Source organism: Candidatus Nanopelagicales bacterium (genome assembly GCA_028687755.1).
Classification (GTDB): Bacteria; Actinomycetota; Actinomycetes; order S36-B12; family S36-B12; genus UBA11398.
In genome coordinates this window covers 363,654-384,365 of record JAQTZL010000001.1, presented here as the reverse complement: position 1 = coordinate 384,365, position 20,712 = coordinate 363,654, and the positions used below count along the sequence as shown (strand labels likewise).

Genomic DNA, 20,712 nt, shown 5'->3' with positions numbered 1-20,712 from the left:
CGCTTCATGGAATTGTCCTGGCCACATCTTCGGGTGGCCTCGAGTTACTCGCTGCAATACGGCACCGCAACACCGCAGCGCATTATTGAACGTGCAGCAGCAGATGGTCATCGCGTGATTGCGTTAACTGATCGCGATGGCGTGTATGGCGCAGTGCAGTGGGTGCAAGCAGCGCAACAAGCAGGTCTTGCTCCCGTTGTTGGTGTTGATCTTGCTGTTGTTCCCGTGCATGCACCTGTGGTCAATACCCATGCCCGGCGTACGCCGGCGCGGGGTGGTGCATGGGTGGCGCAAGGTGATGCACGTGTGGTGTTTTTAGCGCGAGGCCGTGCAGGTTGGGCTTCGCTTTCTCGATTGATCTCGGCCGCGCATGCCAATGCCGATCGTTATGGCTTGCCGATCGTGGAAGCGTCAGATCTCTTGGCGCATCGCGATCATCTTGTTGCCCTCCTTGGCCCTGACTCTGAGCTTGGAACGGCCGTACTTGCTGGTCAATTACGGGCTGCGCGTGCCGTACTTGATCATTGGCGATCGATCTATGGCCCAAGTCTTGCGGTTGCAATCGGGAGTCACCGCACTGCTCGCACTGCTGCATGGTCCACTAGCCATGCAGCGAAGATGTGGCGTTGGGCTGATGAGCAGCAAGTGCGCACCGTGTTTACGCATGGCGCTCGGTATGTGGAAGCTGCTGATGCGGCAACCGCTGATGTCTTAGATGCGGCTCGGCAACTCATTCCCATGAGTTCAACGCGCATGGCACGCAATAACGGCGAAGCAACCTTGGATGCACCAGGTGAGCTTGATCAACGAGTTGAAGAGATTGCGCAGGCTGCCGGTTGTGGTCGAGCTTCCTTGCATCGCGATACCTGGACACTCATTGAAAGCTGCGTTCTTGATCCGCAAGCAGATCTTGGCATTGGTTCAGCCTTTGTTCCTGAATTGGATGTGCTCACGGGTGCGCGAACTTTGGATTCCAGTGATGAAGTTGAACAGGCCCATGCGATGCTTGTGCAGCGATGTCGCGCAGCAATCCCACAGCGCTACTCATCTGCATCTGATCAACGCACTGCAGCAGTTCGTCTTGAAGAAGAGTTGCGCACGATTGGCGCCCTTGGTTTCGCTGGATTCTTTCTCACTGTTGCTGAAGTTGTTGATCTTGTTGTGAGTAAAAACGTGCGCGTAGCCGCGCGTGGTTCTGGCGCGGGAAGTTTAATCAACTACCTCCTTGGTATTAGCGGGGTTGATCCGCTAGCCCATGGCCTAGTAATGGAGCGTTTCCTTTCCACGTTGCGTAAAGAACTTCCTGATATTGATATTGATGTTGAATCAGCGCGCCGATTAGAGATTTATGACTGGATCTTTGAACGCTTTGGTGACAAGCGCGTGGCGTGTGTGTCCATGATGGAGACCTATCGGGTTCGTCATGCAATTCGCGATACGGGAGCAGCCTTTGGGTTACCCGCCGATGAGATCGATGCTTTCGCCAAAGCCTTTCCGCATATTCGTGCGCGCAATGTTCGCTCGGCCCTTGAAGATCTACCTGAACTCAAGCGCAGTCGCTTTGGTGTGATGGCAGCCGATGGAAAGCTTGATGCTTTCCTTGCTCGTGTAGAAGCCCTTGATGGATTACCTCGGCATGTAGCGATGCATCCATGCGGAGTCTTGCTCTCTGACGTGTCGCTACTTGATCGCACGCCAGTGCAACCAAGTAACGCGGGTTATCCCATGAGTCAGTTCGATAAAGACGATGTTGAACACATGGGCTTACTTAAGCTCGATGTGCTGGGAGTGCGCATGCAATCTTCAATCGCTCATGCGGTTGCTGAGGTTGCTCGTGTTGATGGTGAAGTCGTAGCACTCGAACGCGTACCACTGGATGATCCAGCAACCTATGAACTCATTGCCTCGACGCGCACGTTGGGGTGTTTTCAAATTGAGTCGCCGGGGCAACGTGAACTCATTGGAAAATTTGGCCCTGAGTGTTTCAACGACTTAATCATTGATATTTCACTGTTTCGGCCAGGCCCGGTGAAGTCCGACATGATCAATCCGTTCTTGCGTGCTCGCCAAGGGTGGAGTTCACCGCAGTTCGTGCATGAAGATTTACGCCCAGTGCTGGAAGAAACCCAAGGCGTGGTGGTTTTCCATGAGCAAGTGATGCGCATTGTTGCCACGATGACCGGCTGCTCGCTCGCTGAAGCAGACGAAACCCGTCGGTCAATGAACACCCAAGTTGGCATTGATGAGGTGCGCGTCTGGTTTTATCCCACGGCTTTGCGTCGGGGATATTCATTGGCGGTTGTTGAGCAAGTTTGGGATGTCTTGCGCTCGTTTGCATCCTTTGGGTTTTGTAAAGCGCATGCGGCTGCGTTTGCCTTGCCGACCTATCAGTCAGCGTGGTTGAAAACCCATCACCCGGCTGCCTTTTATGCCGGCATCCTTACCCATGATCCGGGCATGTATCCCAAGCGCTTAATTCTTGATGATGCACGGCAATTCGGGGTTGAGATTTTGGGCATTGATCTGAATGCATCGCGAGCGCAATATGTCGTAGAAACCACGGCAACAGGTTCTGGTGTGCGGGTTCCATTTGTTGAGGTGAAGGGGATCAGTGAAGACGAGGTTGAGCGGCTTGTTGCTGGTCAGCCATATCAATCCTTAAGTGATCTTTGGAATCGAGCAGGTATTTCGCGACCAACAGCAGAACATCTCGTGCTCACTGGTGCGTGTGATCAGTTATATGGCATTGATCGCAATCGACCAGTGCGCGAACGAGGGCAACTCACTAGGCGTGATCTCTTATTGCAACTTGCTGATCTCGAGCGTCGCCCGCGTAGTAACGGGCCGGGGCAGTTGCTCCTTGATCTTGGCGATGATCCGGCGGCAACTCCCGCTTCTGGTTTACCGGAAATGACGATCACCGAAACCGTGCGCGCTGAACTTGATCTGCTTGGCCTTGATGTCAGCAAACATGTCATTGAGTTCTTCAATCCAATGCTCAACCAATTGGGGATTACGCGCGCACAGGATTTATTGAAGTGTCGCTCCGAGCAAGAGATTTACATCGCAGGCGTGAAAGTTGCGACCCAAACTCCACCGATTCGTACTGGTAAGCGCGTCATCTTCTTAACCCTTGATGATGCAACTGGCCCACTTGATGCCACCTTTTTTGAAGATTCCCAAGTGCCGTACGCAAGCACCGTTTTTTCTTCCTGGTTATTGCTGGTGCGTGGTCATGTGCGTCGCACTGGTGCGCGAGGAGTGTCCATTCGTGCAACAGGTGCATGGGAATTGGGTGCAATCCATGAGCAATGGCGCGATATCGGCACCCAAGCAATGCGTGAAGCGCTGCACGCTGACAGGCCAGAAGCTCCCGTTGATGGCGGTGCTCGAGTGCTCGTGCATGCCAGTGGTTTCCGGGTGTCCCCATATGCAGATGTAGCGCCAGCAACACCAAGCACCAAGTTGTGGCACAGCAGTCCAGGTAGTAGTGGTTGGTAAGGAGAAGGCGCAACAATGGTCAGCGTGAGTCGTAATCAGGTACGTCGTTCCTCCGGTGGATCCGGAGTGGGAGAAAGCGACGCCGGTTGTGCCATTTTGCATGTCGACATGGACGCATTCTTTGCCCTTGTTGAATTACGAACTCGCCCCGAACTCCATGGCAAGCCAGTGATCGTCGGGGCGAGTGGTTCGCGTGGAGTCGTGCTCTCAGCAACATATGAAGCGCGCGCAATGGGCGTGCATTCAGCAATGCCGATGAGTCGTGCACGGCGCCTAGCGCCCTCGGCGATCATCATTGCGCCATCGATGCATAAGTATGCAGAAGTGAGTCGTTCAGTGATGGCGCTCTTTGCTTCAGTTACACCCGCAGTTGAACAGCTCAGTGTTGATGAAGCCTTCCTTGATGTCAGTGGAAGTTTGCGCAGGTTAGGTACGCCACGTGAGATTGGCGAAATGATCCGCGCGCGCGTACACGATGAGCAAGGCATCACGTGTTCCGTTGGTGTTGCATCCACCAAGTTCATTGCCAAGTTGGCGTCCACGCGCGCTAAGCCTGACGGCTTAATGGTGGTTCCTGCTGACGAAGTGTTGGCCTTCTTGCACCCATTGCCGGTCAGTGCACTGTGGGGAGTGGGAGAGAAAACCGAAGAGCAGCTCACGCGCTTGGGTTTGACCACTGTTGCCGATATTGCTCATACACCGGTAGCTACCTTGCAACGTGCGTTAGGTGCAGCCGCTGGTGCGCATTTGCATGACTTGTCTTGGGGTCGCGATCAGCGATCAGTGACGCCACATGTTGCCGATAAGAGTATGAGCGCCGAGGAGACCTTTGCCGATGACCTTGATGACGTACCAACCCTGCATGCCCACTTCATGCAACTCAGTGATCAAGTGGGTAGTCGGTTGCGAAAGTCTGATCGGGTAGCGCGAAGTGTGCATATCAAGGTGCGTTTTGCTGACTTCAGCACAATTACCCGGTCAAAAACCTTGCATCAGGCAACTGACATCACCCAAGAGATCTACGAAACCGCCAAGCAGCTCTTTGATGCTTTGGGGCTTCAGCGGGCGCGCGTGCGCCTAGTGGGGGTCAAGGTGGACGGGTTGAGGCAAGCCCAGGGCGCGGCCCAGCAGATGCTGTTGGGGGAGCCCGATCATGGGCGGCGCGATGCGGAAGTGGCCATTGACCAGCTTCGGGCAAAGTTTGGCAATCACGCGGTGAAGTCGGCCCGTTTAGTGGCATCAGATGAGGAATAGTCGGTCTATGGGCAGTTGAGGTTTCACTTTGCCCGGCTTGTGCTTAAACTTGAGGTAACCAGCGATAAGAAGGGGGTCGTACACATGGCACTGTCAGAACATGAGCAACGACTACTCGAGCAGATGGAGCGGGCGCTCTATGCCGAGGACCCAAAGTTCGCTACCAGCCTGCGGTCAACCTCTATGGCTCGCGGCTCACGAGGAAAAGCTGCACTAGGTGTTCTCGTGGTGTTTGTCGGTATCGCTGTGCTGCTTACAGGTATGGCGATGCAATCAACCCCTGCGGGTATCGGCGGTTTCGCAGTGATGTTGATTGGCGCGTTCGTGACTTACCAGGCATTCAAGGCCCCGGCAGCCGTTACAGATGCAGCTACACCAACCGCACCAAAAGCCACGGCGTCCAAAACTTCGTTTATGGATCGTGTTGAAGATCGCTGGCGTCGCCGTCAAGGTGAGTAGCTGTTAGCTGCCTGCTGGTGCACTCACCGGTGGCGCGAGATCACATGTACGCAATGCAGGTCGGCCTGCGAATCGATCGTTAATCCAACGCACTACGTCTGGGCCAATAGTTTCCGCGGTTAATTGATGGCTGACCTCACCAACCCACAGCGTGCTGATGGTTGAACCGGCCTTGCACCATTGATTTTGTAGTACCGCATTTGGCCAAGCAAGCACAACTTGATCAGCGGTACTTTGCCCAATAAACACAGGCATTGATGCAGGTAGTGGGCTTGGTGTTTGTTGCAACCCAAGTGACTTCCATTGGGCGTTATTACTTGGGTTTTCAGTGAAGAAGTTTTGTCCAAAAACCTTGCGCACCGCGAGGTTGAGGAGTAACGACTTGCTTGATGTGCATTGCTGCGCAATTGAATCTTCGTTATCAATACCTTGTTGCGTGACCACGCCATTGATAGGCAGTGTGGGCTTGATGACAGGCCAAGAAAGTGCGACCTCTGGTCCGATGCCCCAACCGATGACACCATCCCATTGCGCACCCATGATCAAATTCAAATTCGCTGCAGGGGCAGCGGCGGCAACACCCAGCAGTTTGAGTTCTGGAGCAAGGGTTGGTGCAAGATGTCCAGACCACAGAGAACTGTGACCGCCTTGGGAATGGCCCCAGACCACATATCGATTACTCGCATTGATGTTCGGAATTTGTCGAGCTGCGCGTACTGCGTTCACCACGTCACTGACTTCAGCTTGCGCAACCAAATACAGGTTGGGTCCTTGGGTGCCAAGTCCGGTGTAGTCAGTGGCGGTTACGACCCATCCCAGTTGCATCATTTGATCAAGCCAGTTTGCGGTGTCACCAAGGGGATTTTCTGAACGCGAAGGTGCGCAGGCATCGCCTTGGCCCACAGTTCCGTGCGCCCAAGCCACTACTGGTCGACCTCCAGTGGGAGCGGGAGCGGTGGGAACAAAGACCATGCCGCTAATAACGGCCATCGACCCGTCAGGTCGTTGTGAGGAGTACAGCACCCGGTAACTGGTGGCACCAGGAACGCTGACGCCTAAGGGTTCTGTACGAATCAAGGTGCCAGGCGTTGGCGGGATCACGGCCGGAGTGGCATAAAACGGGGCAAAAGCCTCCTGCCGCTGATTGGCGGACTGGTCATTGGAAGCAACCAAGGCAACGGCTAGCAGAGCTGCGCTGAGCGCAATCGCACCAAGCACGAGCAGGACTTTTTTCAACGTTGAGGCTCCCTTGAATCGGTATTTGCACTCTAGAGGACTTCCCTCGTAAAAAAAGTGGGTCAATTTCCCAAAATTGGGGCACTAGATGGTTGACGGTGGAGGAAAGTGGAGTACAGTGGCGCCTGCTGGAGTTAAAGGTGAGTCCAGTGGGGCTGATGGGTCGAAAGTGATTCATCTCAATCAGGGGAGGTGGGGCAATGTTTCTTGGTACCCATGCTCCGCGCCTTGATGACAAGGGCCGCATCGTGCTTCCCGCCAAATTCCGTGAGGGATTTGCTGCTGGGCTCGTGATGGCCAAAGGTCAGGACCGCTCAATCGTGGTGTGGCCCGCTGCTGAATTCGCCGCTCACGCTGATCGCCTCAACGAAGCCTCACGCTCAGATGCCAAGGTTCGCGCGTATTTGCGCGTGCTGTTCTCCGGTGCCTTTGATGAAGTTCCAGATAAGCAGGGTCGAGTAACGCTGCCAGTGCCATTGCGCGAATACGCCGGTCTTGATCGCGACGTGATCGTGGTGGGTAACGGCACCACCGTAGAAATTTGGGATGCCTCCGCTTGGGAGAGCTACCTAGCAAACCAGGAAGACGCCTACTCAGACATCAGCGAGGAGGTCGTCCCGGGAATTTTGTAATCACGTGACCAGGCCTCCTCCCGCAGTTCTTGCATCCCTGACTCCACTTCCCCGGAGCCAGGCAAGTAACCAAGGGGCGGGCGGGGACCTGATCCCGTGAATACCGCACCACCGCACGATCACCACGAACCAGAAAACCGCGAAAGGCAAGACATGACAACCCCGTCGAACACCATCAACAACGTTGCACAGAGCAACGCTGTTCGCCATGGTGCTCGCGCATTCGGGTTGCTCGTCATTGCCAGCAGCTTGACGGCTCTAACCCTGACCGCCATTTCTGCAATCGTGAACGGGCTAGGTGCATGAGCGTCCATGTCCCAGTGATGCGCGAGCGCGTGTTCACCCTTCTTTCGCCAGCAATCAGCGCACCAGATGCGATTTTGGTTGACGCGACCCTTGGTCTTGGTGGTCACGCAGAGTTTGCGCTCACTGAATTTCCAGAACTTCGCCTCGTTGGTCTTGATCGCGACACCGATGCGCTTGAGAAGTCACGCCAACGCCTTGCTCCATTTGGTGATCGCGTGACTTTCGTTCATGCAATTTACGACGAACTGCCAGAAGTGCTTGCTGGTCTTGGTCTTTCAGAAATTCAAGGTTTGCTTTTTGACTTGGGTGTTTCATCAATGCAACTTGATGAGCGCGATCGTGGTTTCTCCTACTCACAAGATGCACCGCTAGATATGCGCATGGATCAGTCGCGGGGGATGACTGCTGCTGATGTGGTCAACACCTACAGTGCAGGCCAGCTCGCCGACATCCTTCGTGAATATGGTGATGAAAAGTTTGCGATGCGGATTGCTCGCCGCATTGTTGAAGCTCGCTCCGATGCACCGTTTACGAATTCGGCTCGTCTCGTTGATCTTGTACGCGAGGCAATTCCTGCAGCAACCCGTCGTACCGGTGGAAATCCAGCAAAACGCACCTTCCAAGCACTTCGTATTGAAGTCAATGGCGAACTCGAAGCACTTCGCGCTGCGATTCCAGCGGCGATTGAGGCATTAGCGGTCAATGGTCGCCTTGTCGTGATGTCATACCAATCACTGGAAGATCGTTTCGTGAAGCAGGTCTTCGCGGATCACACCACTGCGAAGGTTCCACATGGCATGCCTGTGATTCCAGTCGATCACCAACCAAAACTTCGTTTACTTACTCGTGGAGCGGAAACTCCAACTGAGCAAGAACTGAACGAGAATCCACGATCAGCTTCAGTTCGCGTTCGCGCGATTGAGCGGGTGGCAGCATGAGTCGCCATACGCCACGTGAAGTTGCTGGTCGCGCATTTCATGGTGCAGTAGCGGGTGCAACAGCACTTGCTGCCGAAGTCACTGAATACGCAACCCGCGGTGCCGCAGCTCGCCATGAAGATCGTCCGCATCTCAAACTTGTTTCACCTCTTCGCCCAGTCAAGGCAAGTCGTGGCACATTCGCAATGGTGATGGGTGCACTGCTCGTTGTCGGTCTTGGCGCGATGTTGTTGATTAACACGCAACTTGCTCAAGGTTCATTTGCAATGAGTGAGCTCAAGAGTCAACTGAGCACGCTAACGGAGCAAGAAGCTGTCTTGAGTGAGCAAGTTGCCTCGGCCGCAGCGCCTGCATCATTGGCAAACAAGGCTCATTTAATGGGAATGGTTCCCAGCAAGAATCCGGTCTTCTTGAGCGTTCCTGATGGCAAGGTGCTTGGCAAGCCACGCGCCGCTGTTGGTGATGGCGTGGCAGTGAACATGTCGGCAAATGTAACTGCAGCAGAAGCTGTTGATAACGGTGGTTTGGGTGCCCCCGCCGTTCCAGGACCAAACTATGACCCAGCTGCCGCGGATGCCAAGGCCAAGGCAACCAAGAAGAGTGAAGACTCCCTGTGGCAAGAAGTTCCCGTCCAGGTCGGCAACGTCGGCTCCGGTGATGCAGGTCTCGTAGCTGTTCCGGTGCGGTAAATCTCATGAAGCAGATGACCGCGCCACCACGTCAGCAGCGCAATTCTGGGGGCTCAAGCAACTACCGTCATCAAGTGGGAAAAGGTGGTCGAGGTAGGCGCGGGTCCGTGCTTCTCATCATCACTGCGGTGGCTTTTTCGCTGTTCGCGGTCCGTCTGGTGGATTTGCAAGTCATCAAAGGCCCAGACCTGGCAGCTGCTGCGTTGGAACAGCGAATAAAAACGAAGGCCATTCCGGCGATTCGCGGAAATATTTTGGACACAAAAGGTGAGCCGCTCGCCACAACTGTTGAAGCGCGCGACATCACAGCAGATCAGACTTTGATCACCGACCCTGCTGCAGTGGGTGCGGCTCTAGCGCCAATTCTTGGTGTCGATGCAGGAGTGCTGTCTAATCGGCTTACCGGTACGCGTCGGTACATGTACATCGCGAAAGGATCATCGCCTGCAACCTGGCGTGAGATCGAAGCCTTGCGCCTGCCGGGAATTTTCAGTGAGCAAACGCAGCGACGTTTGTATCCGGGGGGTGAGTTAGCCGCCAACGTCGTTGGGTTTGTAGGCGCCGATGGCAAGGGCCTCGGCGGTATTGAATACGCCATGCAAGGCCTGTTGGCTGGTAAGGCAGGAACCCAAACCTACGAACGCGGAGCCGGAAATCGCATCATCACGACCAGCGATACAGGTAGTAGTACCGACGCGGTGCAAGGTTCCGATGTGCAACTCACAATTGATCGCGACATTCAATTAGTCGCGCAACGCCAAATCACTCGACAAGTTGAAGCAACAGGATCTGACAGCGGAACCGTGATTGTGATGGATCCGCGAAGCGGTTACATCTTGGCCATGGCAACAGCACCGACCTTTGATTCAAATGCTGCGGCTTCGTTTGATGATGCTGTGCGTGGCAACCGTGCGCTGTCAGAAATTTATGAACCAGGTTCGACCAGCAAGGTGATGACTCTTGCTGCTGTTGTTGATCAGGGTGCTGCGAATGCGGGAAGTGCGTTCACGATTCCCAGCGGTTTGAAGCGTGGCGGGAAGGTCTTCCGTGACTCCGATCCACATGGCACTTTGTATCTAACTCTGGCTGGCATCATGGCGAAGTCGAGCAACATGGGCACGATTCTTGCTGCAGAGCGCATTGGGCGCTCAAAGTTGTACGACTACATCAAAGCTTTCGGCATTGCAGAGCCAACTGGCCTAAGGTTTCCAGGCGAAAGCCGAGGCTTACTGCCTGATCTACGAGATTGGTCACCAACCACATTTCCGACAGTGGCATTTGGTCAAGGACTCAGTGTTAACTCGGTTCAGGCAGCCAGCGTTTTCGCCACGATCGCCAATGATGGTGTTCGCGTTCAACCAACGTTGGTCCAATCAACGATCGCACCTGACGGAACTGTGACGCCAGCTCCTGCGCCAAAGACAGTCCAAGTAGTAAAGCCATCAACTGCAAAAACAGTGCGCGCCATGCTTGAAACTGTCGTAGGGAAGGGCGGCACCGCACCTCAAGCCGCTATCCCTGGTTATCGCGTGGGTGGCAAAACAGGCACAGCGCAATATGTTGACCCAGCGTGTGGTTGCTATAACGGCGGTGTTGTGGCTTCCTTTATTGGTATGGCGCCAGCGGACAATCCTCAACTGGTTGTAGCGGTGAGCCTTGTGAATCCAAAGCGCAATGGTCGCTATGGTGGTGAATTGGGTGCCCCAGTATTCAAGCGCGTGATGACGTACGCACTGCAGGCGCGCAGCATTCCACCAACGGGTAAAACGGCTCCAAAACTTTTGCTGACAGTGGGCTAGTTCAATGGCTGACCAAGGAAAGAATCAGCACGTACCCATAACTGTCGCCTCACTTCTCGAATTGAATTTGCCTACCTTGGAAATTCATGGCGACGCCGTTGTGCCCATCAGCGGTATTGAACTGGATTCGCGCGTGATTGAACCAGGTGATCTCTTCGTTGCGATTGAGGGTCACCAAGCTCACGGTGTGCAGTTCCTTGATGAAGCTATAGCACGTGGCGCGGCTGCGATACTCACAGATCCCATCGGGTGGGAGCGGATATCAGAACAATCAACCGCACTACCTGTTGTGGTGCTATCCCATTCGCGCAGGCATCTTGGTGCCATCGCAAATGCCGTGTATGGATGCGCTGCGGAGCGCATCAATGTCATGGGCGTGACAGGTACGAATGGCAAAACAACGACCGCGTCGATGATCGAGGCTGGGCTAGTAGCCGATGGGCGACCCACTGGGTTTATCGGGACTACAGGCATTCGAATTGGCTCAACGCAAATAGTCAGTAAGCGCACCACGCCTGAAGCGACGACTTTGCACGGTGTGTTCGCTCAGATGGGCGAGCGATCAGTGAGCGATGTCGTCATGGAAGTGTCTAGTCACGCAGTTATTGAGCATCGCATAAGCGGCCTACATTTTTCGGTGGTGGGTTTCACAAATCTGTCTCAGGATCACCTCGATTACCACCACACGATGGAGGAGTACTTCCTCGCAAAGGCAGCTCTCTTTACGCCTCTTTATGCATCCAAGGCCGTGATTTGCATTGATGATGAGTGGGGGCAACGTCTCGCATCGCTTGCATCCATTCCTGTAACAACCATTTCGGTAACCGGAAAGTCAGCTGACTGGACGGCACGCAGCGATGCCAACGGCCGCATGGAAATCGCAGGTCCTCACGGAGTTACCGCCTTAATTGAGCTGTTGCTCCCAGGTGAATTCAACCGCGCAAATGCATTGCTCGCTTTTGTCATGTTGCATTCGGTCGATGTTGCGCCAAGAGCGATCGCTGAGGCGCTCTCTGTGGTGCAAGTGGAAGGAAGACTCCAACAAGTTCCCGCAAGTGGTGGTGCCGCACAGATTCGCGGAATCGTTGACTACGCACATACCCCAGATGCCGTAGCGCGAGTCATTGACGCAGTACGTGAGGCAACTGCCGGTCAATTGATTGTGGTGATCGGGGCCGGAGGCGATAGAGATGCGGCTAAGCGCCCACTCATGGGACAAAGCGCGGCGCGCCTTGCCGATCAGGTAATCGTGACCGACGACAATCCTCGTTCTGAAGACCCCGCACTCATTCGGGCATCAGTCCTGGAAGGAGCGCGAACCGTGTCTTCGATGAGCGGCAGCGGTCTACTTGAAATTGGAGATCGCGCTCAAGCAATTCATCTAGCGGTACAGCAGGCTCAAGCTGGTGACGTCGTGCTCGTTCTTGGTAAGGGTCATGAACTGGGTCAGGAAATCAACGGCATTGTGACTCCTTTTGACGATCGCGAGATCCTCAATCATGCACTCGATGTCAGAAACGGAGAAGTCGCATGATCACATTGACCGTTGCTCAGGTCTGCGAGATTTTGGGGGGTTCTCTCCTTGAGACCCAAGGCAATGAAGTCATCACTTCAGTGGTTGTTGATTCCCGTGAAGTGACGGCAGGTTCACTCTTCGTCGCGATCAAAGGCGAACGCGTTGACGGTCATGACTTTGCCAACGAAGTCATCAATATTGGCGCTGTTGCGGTGCTTTCAGAGCGCGAACTTGATGTGCCATGCATCGTGGTGTCGAACACGGTAGAAGCATTAGGCAAATTAGGTAAACATGTTCGCGATCAACTTTCTTGCACGGTCATCGCGATCACGGGTTCCAGTGGAAAAACATCGACCAAAGATCTCCTGGCATCAGTGCTGAGTGAATTTGGCGAAACAGTTGCCCCAATTGGCTCGTTCAACACTGAAGTAGGGGTTCCTCTTACGATTCTTCGGGCCAGTGAATCCACCCGTTTCCTGATTTTGGAAATGGGTATGCGCGGGCTTGGGCATATTGAATATTTATGTGAATTAGCGAGCCCTTCGATTGGGGTGCTACTCAACATTGGGTCGGCGCACATGGGCATGCTCGGTTCCCAAACAGCCGTCGCTCAAGCAAAGGGTGAACTTATTGCAGGCTTACCTGCTTCAGGTTTAGCAATCGTGAATGGCGACGATCCATTCGTGCGAGAACAAGTTGAGCGCACTCGGGCACGAGTTGTGCTCTTTGGAGAATCCGCAAATGCTGATGTTCGTGCATTAGACGTTGATCTGGATCCGATGGCCCGTCCAAAATTCACGTTGCGCTATGCCAGTCAAGATGCACAAGTGAAACTGCGTGTTCATGGTGAGCACTTCATTTCAAATGCGCTCGCCGTCGCCGCAGTAGCTTTGGAAATAGGTTTGCCCCTTGATGAAGTCGCAGCGGCATTAAGTAAAGCCACGATCCAGAGCAAATGGCGCATGGAAGTCACCGATACACCCGACGGTGTGATCGTTATTAACGATGCTTACAACGCCAATCCTGAATCAATGCGTGCGGCTCTCAAAACTCTGGCTGCCATGGGCACTGAGCAAACCACGTGGGCAGTCTTGGGGGAGATGCTCGAACTTGGTGACGAATCAATGATGGAACACGACGCAATCGGTCGGTTGGCTGTGCGTCTGGATGTGTCTCGCCTCATTTGTGTAGGGCCAGGAACTCGGGTCATGCATCTGGCTGCAAGCAATGAGGGCTCATGGGGGGATGAGTCCATGTGGGTAGAAGATGCCGACGCCGCGATCGCAGTGTTACGTGAGGAGCTTCTCGACGGCGATATCGTGTTAATTAAGGCTTCGCGCGGGGTTGGACTTGAGCGGGTGGCTGCAGCACTCACAGACCAGGAACAGCCATGAGACTCGTAGTTATTTCGATGGTGATCGCCACGATCGTCACGCTCATTGGCACCCCGCTGCTCATCAAATTCCTGGCAAAACATGGATATTCCCAGGCTATTCGTGTTTCCTCCGAAGGCGAGTTGTACCCCGATCACGAGAGCAAGCGCGGAACGCCATCCATGGGTGGCGTGGCCATTATTTTGGGCGTCTTCGTCGGCTATTTCTTGACACACCTCATTACTTGGCGGCCAGTCACGCCTTCGGCGATGCTCGTGTTGTATTTAACCCTCGGTCTGGGTTTGGTTGGCGTTGCCGATGACTACTTGAAGATTTTCAAACAGCGCAGCACTGGGCTTCGTGCCCGCACCAAACTCATCGGGCAGGCCTTCGTCGCACTCACGTTTGCTTGGCTTTCCTTGCAATTCACGAATGAAGGTGGCGCCCCAGCGTCAATGGCTATTTCATTCGTGCGAGACACGGCAATAGTGCTGCCTTTGGGTTTGTTCCTGTTGTGGGTGTGGTTCTTAATCACCGCCACTACGAACGGTGTGAACCTCACAGATGGTCTTGATGGATTAGCCATTGGAGCGTCGATCATGACCTTCTTGGCTTATGTCATCATCACGGTTTGGCAGTACGGCCAAAACTGTGCATTCCCAGATTCAGTGGCATCGACCTGTTATTCAACTGTGAGTCCGTTGGATTTGGCGATCGTTGCAGCAGCGCTAGCGGGCGCGAGCTTTGGATTCCTTTGGTGGAACACTGCACCTGCTCGCATCTTCATGGGGGACACCGGATCGCTCGCCTTGGGCGGCGGTATCGCCGGACTTGCGATTTTGAGCCGCACAGAATTGCTCTTGCCGCTGCTCGCTGGTTTGTTCTTGATCACTTCACTGTCGGTTATCGCTCAAGTCGGATCATTCAAACTCACCGGGCGTCGGGTATTTCGCATGGCTCCCTTGCACCACCACTTTGAGATGCTGGGGTGGCCGGAAATTCAAATCGTGGTCCGGTTCTGGGTTATTCACGGGCTATGCATCGGCGCGGGCATTGTGCTGTTTTATGCGGAATGGGTGCGTTCGTGATTCACAGCTTCTGTCGCGATTCTGATTGGTCGAGTGTTCACGTAACAGTCGCAGGAATTGGTATCGCTGGATTCGCTGCCGCAGATGCTCTTGCGCAATTGGGCGGTCACGTCACAGTTATTGATGCGGGTGATGGTGAAAAGCAGCGGGAAAAAGCTGAGGTCCTTGATGTCATTGGTGTTGAGGTACTCCTTGGCCACGATGGCGTATTGCCACAAACAGACCTTCTCGTCGTGTCTCCGGGCCTTCGACCATCTGACCCGCTGATCGTCCAAGCACAAGAACTCAATATTCCCGTATGGGGTGAGTTGGAGCTTGCTTGGAGGTTGCGTCCAACAAAAGGCGCTGCTCCGTGGCTTGTCGTAACCGGCACGAACGGTAAGACCACAACAACGCTGATGTTGGAATCGATGTTGAAAGCTGCCGGCTTACGCACTGTTGCTGCCGGGAATATCGGCAACTCACTCATCGGCGTTGTGATGCACGATGAACTTGATGTCATTGCTGTTGAGGTAGGTGCTCCACAATTGCCATTCGTGGAGTCAATGAGTCCACTTGCATCAGTGTGTCTCAACATTGCTGATGACCACATAGATCATTTCGGCTCCTTCGAGGCATATGTAGCAGCGAAAGCGAAAATCTATGAGCGCACACAAGTAGCTGCAATTTTCAATGTTGATGAACCAACAACGATGCGGCTAGTCGAAGAAGCAGATGTGGTCGAGGGGTGTCGAGCCGTTGGATTCACTCTTGGCGTTCCAGATGTTTCAATGCTTGGTGTTGTCGAAGAATTTCTCGTTGATCGCGCGTTCGTAGACGATCGACGCAACACCGCACAGGAATTGGCAACCGTTCAAGATGTGCATCCGTTAGCGCCGCATAACGTGGCAAACGCGCTCGCAGCTGCAGCGTTAGCCCGTGCTTATGGGGTTTCGGCAGCAGCTATCCAGCAGGGGTTGCAAGATTTTGAGCCTGCGGGGCACCGGATTGCGTACGTGGCAACCGTAAATGACGTGACATACATCGATGACTCCAAGGCAACCAACACGCATGCGGCACTGACATCCCTTCGCGCCTATGGGTCTGTGGTCTGGATTGCCGGGGGCATGGCTAAGGGCCAGGATTTTGATGAATTGATTCTCCAAGCAGGTCAGAAGTTGCGAGGAGTTGTGCTTCTCGGCGTTGATCGCGACGTCATTGCCCGAGGCATGGCTCAGCATGCTCCACAGGTTCCGGTCACCGTGATTGAACGTACCGATTCTGAGGCAATGGTGGAGGTTGTTGCGGCTGCACAAGCCTTTGCGCAAGCTGGCGACACCGTTTTGCTCGCCCCAGGGTGTGCGTCTTGGGACATGTTCCGCGACTACTCGCAGCGTGGCGATCTTTTTGCACAAGCGGTGCAGGCATTGGCGCAGGAACTACAATGAGCACATCAAAGGCAGGGAATCCGGTAAAAGACAGTCGCCTCAAGTATTTACTTAACCACCCACTGAGCACCTATTACCTCATCGGTGGATCTTCGGTATTGCTCTTGCTTTTGGGTCTGGTCATGGTGCTCTCCGCCTCGAGTATCGAGAGCTTCAAAACCTTCGAATCGTCCTACACACTCTTTGGTCGTCAGGCACTTTTTGGTGGCATTGGCTTAGTCGGGATGTATTTCGCCGCGCGAACTTCCATTCAATTTTGGCGCGGTATCGCCAAGTGGTTATTCATTATTGCTGTGGTGTTACTCATCGCGGTGTTAGTGATTGGTGTTTCGGTAGCCGGTCAAAAGAACTGGATAGATATCGTCGGCCCATTCCGCTTGCAGCCTTCTGAATTCGCAAAAATTGCGTTGGTTGTTTGGGGTGCCGATCAGATTGCCAAGAAGCTTGAATACAAGCGACCTTGGAAAGAATTGTTGTACCCCATTCTTCCGGTGGCCGTCGTTTTCATGGTGTTAGTGCTACTTGAAGGCGATTTCGGTAACACATTGCTGCTTGCAGCAATTCTGTGCGGAATGTTGTTTGTCGCCGGAATTCCTGGTCGCTTCTTTCTTGGGTTCGCTGGTGTGCTCGCAGTGGGCACACTCATACTTTCAATCGCGGCGCCTTATCGAATGGCGCGTTTTACTTCCTGGCTTGATCCAAATGCTGATCCGCTTGGTACTGGTTGGCAGCTCACCCAAGGGCAGTATGCCCTTGGAACAGGAGGAATTTTCGGCGTAGGGCTTGGTGCGAGTCGTGAAAAATGGGGGGCACTTCCTGAAGCGCACACTGACTTCATCTTTTCCGTGATCGGTGAAGAATTAGGTTTAATTGGAACGTTTTCTGTTCTCATTCTTTTTGCAGTACTCGCATTTGCGATTTTCCGGCTTTCACGCACGTCTCAAGACAATTTCGTACGCATTGCAACAGCTGGTGTAGGTGTGTGGATTGTGTTCCAAGCCATCACCAATATCGGAGCAGTGCTTGGTTTGCTACCGATCACAGGTGTGCCGCTTCCCTTCGTTTCCTATGGTGGCTCGTCGCTCGTACCAACCTTGGGCGCGATCGGCATGTTGTTGTGCTTTGCTCGAAATGAGCCAGGCGCACGTCAGTCATTGCGGCGCCGTCAAACTGCGCGCTCATTGGCGCGCCGATGAGAAGGCCCACGCATGTTGTGCTCGCAGCCGGGGGAACTGCAGGCCACATCGAGCCTGCACTTAATCTGGCCGATGCCCTGACCCAACTCGAGCCAGGTATCGAAGTCACTGTTATTGGTGGAGAACACGGACTTGAGAGCACGTTAGTCCCTGCACGTGGATACGTATTGCGCACCGTTCCTGCAGTTGCTATGCCACGCAAACTCTCTGTGGATCTCTTGACGGTTGGCCCCAAAGTGGGTAAGGCCAAGCGGGTCAGTGGTGAGATTCTTGACGAAGTTGATGCTGATGTCGTCGTAGGATTTGGCGGCTACGCGGCGCTGCCGGCTTACCTTGCCACCAAGAAGCGTGAGTGTGGATTGGTGCTCCATGAAGCCAATGCATCGGCAGGTCTTGCGAATAAAGTCGCTGCTCGATTTGCTGACTCAGTGTTGGTGAGCGTTACCGGAAGCCTGCCCGGCACCACGTTGGCGCTACCACTGCGAAGTGCGATCGCTCATCTTGATCGTGCTGCGATGCGCGCATCAGCTCGCGATTATTTTGGTTTGAATCCCAATACACCTGTGTTGTTGGTCTTTGGCGGCTCCCAAGGAGCACAGCACATCAACGCAGTACTCGCTGAGAGTTTGTCGAGCCTGTTGGCTCAAGACATCCAGGTGTTGCATGCTTATGGAACAAAGAATCAGGCCCCGGCATTAGCTCCAGGTTACGTTGCAGTTCCATATCTGGAGCGCATGGATCTGGCGTATGCCGCAGCGGACCTGGGTCTTACTCGTGCAGGTGCGATGACCGTGGCAGAAGTTGCCGCGGTTGGTTTACCGTCGATTTTTGTACCGCTTCCCATAGGTAATGGCGAGCAACGTTTCAATGCATTGCCCGTTGTGAATGCGGGCGGGGGGCTTGTGATTGAGAACGCCGAGTTGGACGCGGAGTGGCTCACAAGCACAGTGTCCCGACTCGTGAAAGATAGGGATGCATTACAGATGATGAGCCAAGCAACGGCCCAGTGTGGTGTTCGAGATTCTGCCACCACATTGGCAGCAGAAGTTCTGCGAGTGGCTGCGGTGTACCAAAGCAAGAAAGGCGTAACGCGTGGCTGATTTAGGGCATGTCTTCATCGTTGGAATCGGTGGGGCAGGCATGTCGGGCATCGCGCGTATCTTGGTCGCTCAAGGGGCACAGGTGTCAGGCAGTGACGCCAAGGATTCTCGTCGCCTTGAATCACTTCGCGCATTAGGCGTGAATGTGAACATTGGACACTCGAGTGAGTGGCTCAAGGGTGTTGACACCTTGGTGTTTTCAACAGCAATTCCAGAATCGAATCCTGAGCGTGCGGCGGCAGCTGAACTTGGTATTACTGAAATGAACCGAGCTGAAGCACTTGTGGCAGTGATGGCGGGCAGCCGGGGCGTGGCAGTTGCCGGTACGCATGGCAAAACCACGACCACCTCGATGCTTACTGTGGCTCTGCAGAGCTGTGGCGCTGATCCATCCTTTGCTATTGGTAGTGAGCTCAATGAAACAGGCGCGAATGCGCACTTAGGCAGTGGTGAAATCTTCGTCGTTGAAGCAGACGAAAGTGACGGGGCCTTTTTGCACTTGGATGCAGTGGCAGCAATCGTCACCAATGTTGAAGCAGATCACTTAAATCACTGGGGGAGTCTGGAAGCAATCGAGCAGGGCTTCTTAGAGTTCGCTAAGAATATTCAAGCCCGCTCAGGCTTCCTGACTGTCTGTATTGATGATGCGGGTGGTCGAAAATTGGCAACTGATGCACGAGCAATGGGCGTGGATGTGCGTTCATATGGCACGTCGCAAGACGCGGATTACCGTTTAGTGGATCCGACCTTGGTTGGTCGAGGCTGGGAATACTTTGTTGAGCACGCCGGAGAAAGCATTGGGCCAGTGCGCTTGCAGGTGCCCGGTGAACACAATGCCTTAAATGCCTTGGCTGCATTAGTAACGGGCATGGGCCTAGGCTTTTCCCCGGATGAGCTCATCGCAGGACTCGCTGAATTCACGGGTACGCGCAGACGTTTTGACTTCAAAGGTGAAGCCGATGGAGTGCGCGTTTTTGATGATTATGCCCATCACCCCACTGAAATTGCTGCCACGCTTCGCGCTGCTCGCGATGTAGTAGGCGAAGGTCGTTTGGTTGTGGCGTTTCAAGCCCATCATTACTACCGCACGGCTATGTTCTTAACGGAGTTCGGGCAAGCCCTGGGTTTGGCAGATGAGGTGATTGTGCTCGAGGTCTATGCGCCAGGTGAAACCCCTATTCCTGGCGCAAGTGGACAAACGATGGCAGCCAACGTTCCTTTGCCAGCCGAACAGGTGCACTTTGAGCCGTCATGGTCAGCGGTTGCAGGTCAATTGGCTGCCCGCGCTCACCCGGGTGATCTCATCATGACGCTGGGTGCTGGGGATATTGGCTTATTGGGTACCGAGGTGCTGGAGATTTTGGCTAGGCGTACATGAGCGAGCCTGAAGTTTCACCAACCGCGAATGACGGCGTCGTTGATCTTGATGCCAGAAGAGTGGTCACCCCAAAGAAACGGCGTCGCACTCTCATCACCATCTTCATTGTGATTGTGGCGCTTGCTGCCGGATGGGTCGTGTGGTTCTCATCGTTGCTGACCTCCGAGAGCGTCAGTGTGATTGGAGTGGAAGGTGCGCCGGCAGAGCAAATTGCGCAAGCCGCTCAGGTGCCGCTGGGCGTTCCACTTGCACAACTCGATACCCAAGGCATTGCTGATCAGCTTGTATCTATCCCTTGGTTAGCAAGTGTGGATGTGCGTCGAGGTTGGCCCCATGATGTCGTGATCGCAGTTGTGCCGCGCACAGCCATAGCGGTCACCGGAAGCGGACTTGGTGTTGATGCCAAGGGGGTGGAATTCGCACCGACTACCAAATTGTCTGCGAAGTTGCCCACGGTTACCGGCGACGGGATTGGTTTGGTCTCGGCGATGGGCGTACTGAATTCATTGCCCGATGATCTGCGACCAAAGGTTGCCAAATTGTCAGCCACTACCCGCGACAACGTCGAACTGACCTTGCACAGCGGCGCTATCGTGAAGTGGGGAAGTGTTGAGCAAGCCGAGCTCAAATCCCAGGTCACCCGAGCCCTCCTCAAGCGCAAAGCGAAAATTTATGACGTCTCTGCTCCCGAGCTTCCGACCACGTTTAAAGAGAAGGTCAAGCGTTAATGTGACGTAGGTCGCTTCCAAAATGGCTGACCGCACTTGCGCAACCGGGGTAAGACCTACTACCTTCCCGCCGCTTGAAACCGAGCTCATAT

Annotated in this window: 17 protein-coding genes; 16 read left to right on the top strand and 1 reads right to left on the bottom strand. The window is 54.2% G+C overall.

What is annotated here, in order from left to right:
• The first annotated feature begins 6 nt into the window (after positions 1-6).
• From dnaE to PHN51_01985, 3 genes are all read left to right on the top strand, one after another.
• Positions 7-3,501 carry a DNA polymerase III subunit alpha gene (gene dnaE / locus PHN51_01995; GenBank protein ID MDD2817553.1) on the top strand — a complete coding sequence of 1,165 codons (3,495 nt, stop codon included), beginning with the start codon at positions 7-9 and terminating at the stop codon, positions 3,499-3,501.
• A 24-nt stretch (positions 3,502-3,525) separates the two neighbouring features.
• Positions 3,526-4,755 (top strand): DNA polymerase IV, encoded by a 1,230-nt coding sequence (locus tag PHN51_01990; GenBank protein MDD2817552.1) that lies wholly within the window; start codon positions 3,526-3,528, stop codon positions 4,753-4,755.
• An 84-nt stretch (positions 4,756-4,839) separates the two neighbouring features.
• Positions 4,840-5,214, top strand: a complete 375-nt coding sequence (locus PHN51_01985) for a DUF3040 domain-containing protein (protein ID MDD2817551.1) — start codon at positions 4,840-4,842, stop codon at positions 5,212-5,214.
• A 3-nt stretch (positions 5,215-5,217) separates the two neighbouring features.
• Here PHN51_01985 and PHN51_01980 read toward each other — a convergent pair whose 3' ends face one another.
• Complete coding sequence (locus tag PHN51_01980; protein MDD2817550.1) at positions 5,218-6,450, bottom strand: lipase family protein; 1,233 nt, start codon at positions 6,448-6,450, stop codon at positions 5,218-5,220.
• Between the two features lie 200 nt (positions 6,451-6,650).
• Between PHN51_01980 and mraZ the strand changes: the two genes are divergently transcribed.
• The 13 genes from mraZ to PHN51_01915 all read left to right on the top strand — a co-directional run bounded on the left by mraZ (position 6,651) and on the right by PHN51_01915 (position 20,620).
• Entirely contained in the window at positions 6,651-7,082 is a 432-nt protein-coding gene (gene mraZ / locus PHN51_01975) for a division/cell wall cluster transcriptional repressor MraZ (GenBank protein ID MDD2817549.1), read from the top strand.
• Between the two features lie 153 nt (positions 7,083-7,235).
• The gene (locus PHN51_01970) at positions 7,236-7,388 is read left to right on the top strand and encodes a hypothetical protein (protein ID MDD2817548.1); all 153 of its coding nucleotides are present in this window, start codon (positions 7,236-7,238) and stop codon (positions 7,386-7,388) included.
• A complete protein-coding gene (gene rsmH / locus PHN51_01965; protein MDD2817547.1) occupies positions 7,385-8,326 on the top strand; it encodes a 16S rRNA (cytosine(1402)-N(4))-methyltransferase RsmH in 942 nt (313 codons plus the stop codon). Before PHN51_01970 ends, rsmH begins: the two co-directional genes overlap by 4 nt.
• A complete protein-coding gene (locus PHN51_01960) occupies positions 8,323-9,015 on the top strand; it encodes a hypothetical protein (GenBank protein ID MDD2817546.1) in 693 nt (230 codons plus the stop codon). The genes rsmH and PHN51_01960 overlap by 4 nt, the downstream gene beginning before the upstream one ends.
• A gap of 5 nt (positions 9,016-9,020) precedes the next feature.
• Positions 9,021-10,814 carry a penicillin-binding protein 2 gene (locus PHN51_01955; GenBank protein ID MDD2817545.1) on the top strand — a complete coding sequence of 598 codons (1,794 nt, stop codon included), beginning with the start codon at positions 9,021-9,023 and terminating at the stop codon, positions 10,812-10,814.
• 4 nt (positions 10,815-10,818) lie between these two features.
• Complete coding sequence (locus tag PHN51_01950; protein ID MDD2817544.1) at positions 10,819-12,348, top strand: UDP-N-acetylmuramoyl-L-alanyl-D-glutamate--2,6-diaminopimelate ligase; 1,530 nt, start codon at positions 10,819-10,821, stop codon at positions 12,346-12,348.
• Positions 12,345-13,724: a UDP-N-acetylmuramoyl-tripeptide--D-alanyl-D-alanine ligase gene (locus tag PHN51_01945; GenBank protein ID MDD2817543.1), complete on the top strand. Its 1,380-nt coding sequence runs from the start codon at positions 12,345-12,347 to the stop codon at positions 13,722-13,724. The genes PHN51_01950 and PHN51_01945 overlap by 4 nt, the downstream gene beginning before the upstream one ends.
• Complete coding sequence (gene mraY / locus PHN51_01940) at positions 13,721-14,791, top strand: phospho-N-acetylmuramoyl-pentapeptide-transferase (protein ID MDD2817542.1); 1,071 nt, start codon at positions 13,721-13,723, stop codon at positions 14,789-14,791. The genes PHN51_01945 and mraY overlap by 4 nt, the downstream gene beginning before the upstream one ends.
• On the top strand, positions 14,788-16,218 hold the full coding sequence (gene murD / locus PHN51_01935) for a UDP-N-acetylmuramoyl-L-alanine--D-glutamate ligase (protein MDD2817541.1): 1,431 nt from the start codon (positions 14,788-14,790) through the stop codon (positions 16,216-16,218). The genes mraY and murD overlap by 4 nt, the downstream gene beginning before the upstream one ends.
• Entirely contained in the window at positions 16,215-17,414 is a 1,200-nt protein-coding gene (gene ftsW, locus PHN51_01930; protein MDD2817540.1) for a putative lipid II flippase FtsW, read from the top strand. The genes murD and ftsW overlap by 4 nt, the downstream gene beginning before the upstream one ends.
• Positions 17,411-18,514, top strand: a complete 1,104-nt coding sequence (gene murG, locus PHN51_01925) for an undecaprenyldiphospho-muramoylpentapeptide beta-N-acetylglucosaminyltransferase (protein MDD2817539.1) — start codon at positions 17,411-17,413, stop codon at positions 18,512-18,514. Before ftsW ends, murG begins: the two co-directional genes overlap by 4 nt.
• Positions 18,507-19,892 (top strand): UDP-N-acetylmuramate--L-alanine ligase, encoded by a 1,386-nt coding sequence (murC, locus tag PHN51_01920; protein MDD2817538.1) that lies wholly within the window; start codon positions 18,507-18,509, stop codon positions 19,890-19,892. Before murG ends, murC begins: the two co-directional genes overlap by 8 nt.
• Positions 19,889-20,620, top strand: a complete 732-nt coding sequence (locus PHN51_01915; GenBank protein MDD2817537.1) for an FtsQ-type POTRA domain-containing protein — start codon at positions 19,889-19,891, stop codon at positions 20,618-20,620. The genes murC and PHN51_01915 overlap by 4 nt, the downstream gene beginning before the upstream one ends.
• The last annotated feature ends 92 nt before the right edge of the window (positions 20,621-20,712 follow it).

What these genes read in the sequence shown, in the direction of transcription:
- PHN51_01945 (MDD2817543.1), top strand. Translation starts at nt 12,345, where the DNA reads ATGATCACATTGACCGTTGCTCAGGTCTGCGAGATTTTGGGGGGTTCT.
- mraZ (MDD2817549.1), top strand. Translation starts at nt 6,651, where the DNA reads ATGTTTCTTGGTACCCATGCTCCGCGCCTTGATGACAAGGGCCGCATC.
- dnaE (MDD2817553.1), top strand. Translation starts at nt 7, where the DNA reads ATGGAATTGTCCTGGCCACATCTTCGGGTGGCCTCGAGTTACTCGCTG.
- PHN51_01915 (MDD2817537.1), top strand. Translation starts at nt 19,889, where the DNA reads ATGAGCGAGCCTGAAGTTTCACCAACCGCGAATGACGGCGTCGTTGAT.
- PHN51_01950 (MDD2817544.1), top strand. Translation starts at nt 10,819, where the DNA reads ATGGCTGACCAAGGAAAGAATCAGCACGTACCCATAACTGTCGCCTCA.
- mraY (MDD2817542.1), top strand. Translation starts at nt 13,721, where the DNA reads ATGAGACTCGTAGTTATTTCGATGGTGATCGCCACGATCGTCACGCTC.
- PHN51_01985 (MDD2817551.1), top strand. Translation starts at nt 4,840, where the DNA reads ATGGCACTGTCAGAACATGAGCAACGACTACTCGAGCAGATGGAGCGG.
- rsmH (MDD2817547.1), top strand. Translation starts at nt 7,385, where the DNA reads ATGAGCGTCCATGTCCCAGTGATGCGCGAGCGCGTGTTCACCCTTCTT.
- PHN51_01955 (MDD2817545.1), top strand. Translation starts at nt 9,021, where the DNA reads ATGAAGCAGATGACCGCGCCACCACGTCAGCAGCGCAATTCTGGGGGC.
- PHN51_01970 (MDD2817548.1), top strand. Translation starts at nt 7,236, where the DNA reads ATGACAACCCCGTCGAACACCATCAACAACGTTGCACAGAGCAACGCT.
- murG (MDD2817539.1), top strand. Translation starts at nt 17,411, where the DNA reads ATGAGAAGGCCCACGCATGTTGTGCTCGCAGCCGGGGGAACTGCAGGC.
- ftsW (MDD2817540.1), top strand. Translation starts at nt 16,215, where the DNA reads ATGAGCACATCAAAGGCAGGGAATCCGGTAAAAGACAGTCGCCTCAAG.
- PHN51_01960 (MDD2817546.1), top strand. Translation starts at nt 8,323, where the DNA reads ATGAGTCGCCATACGCCACGTGAAGTTGCTGGTCGCGCATTTCATGGT.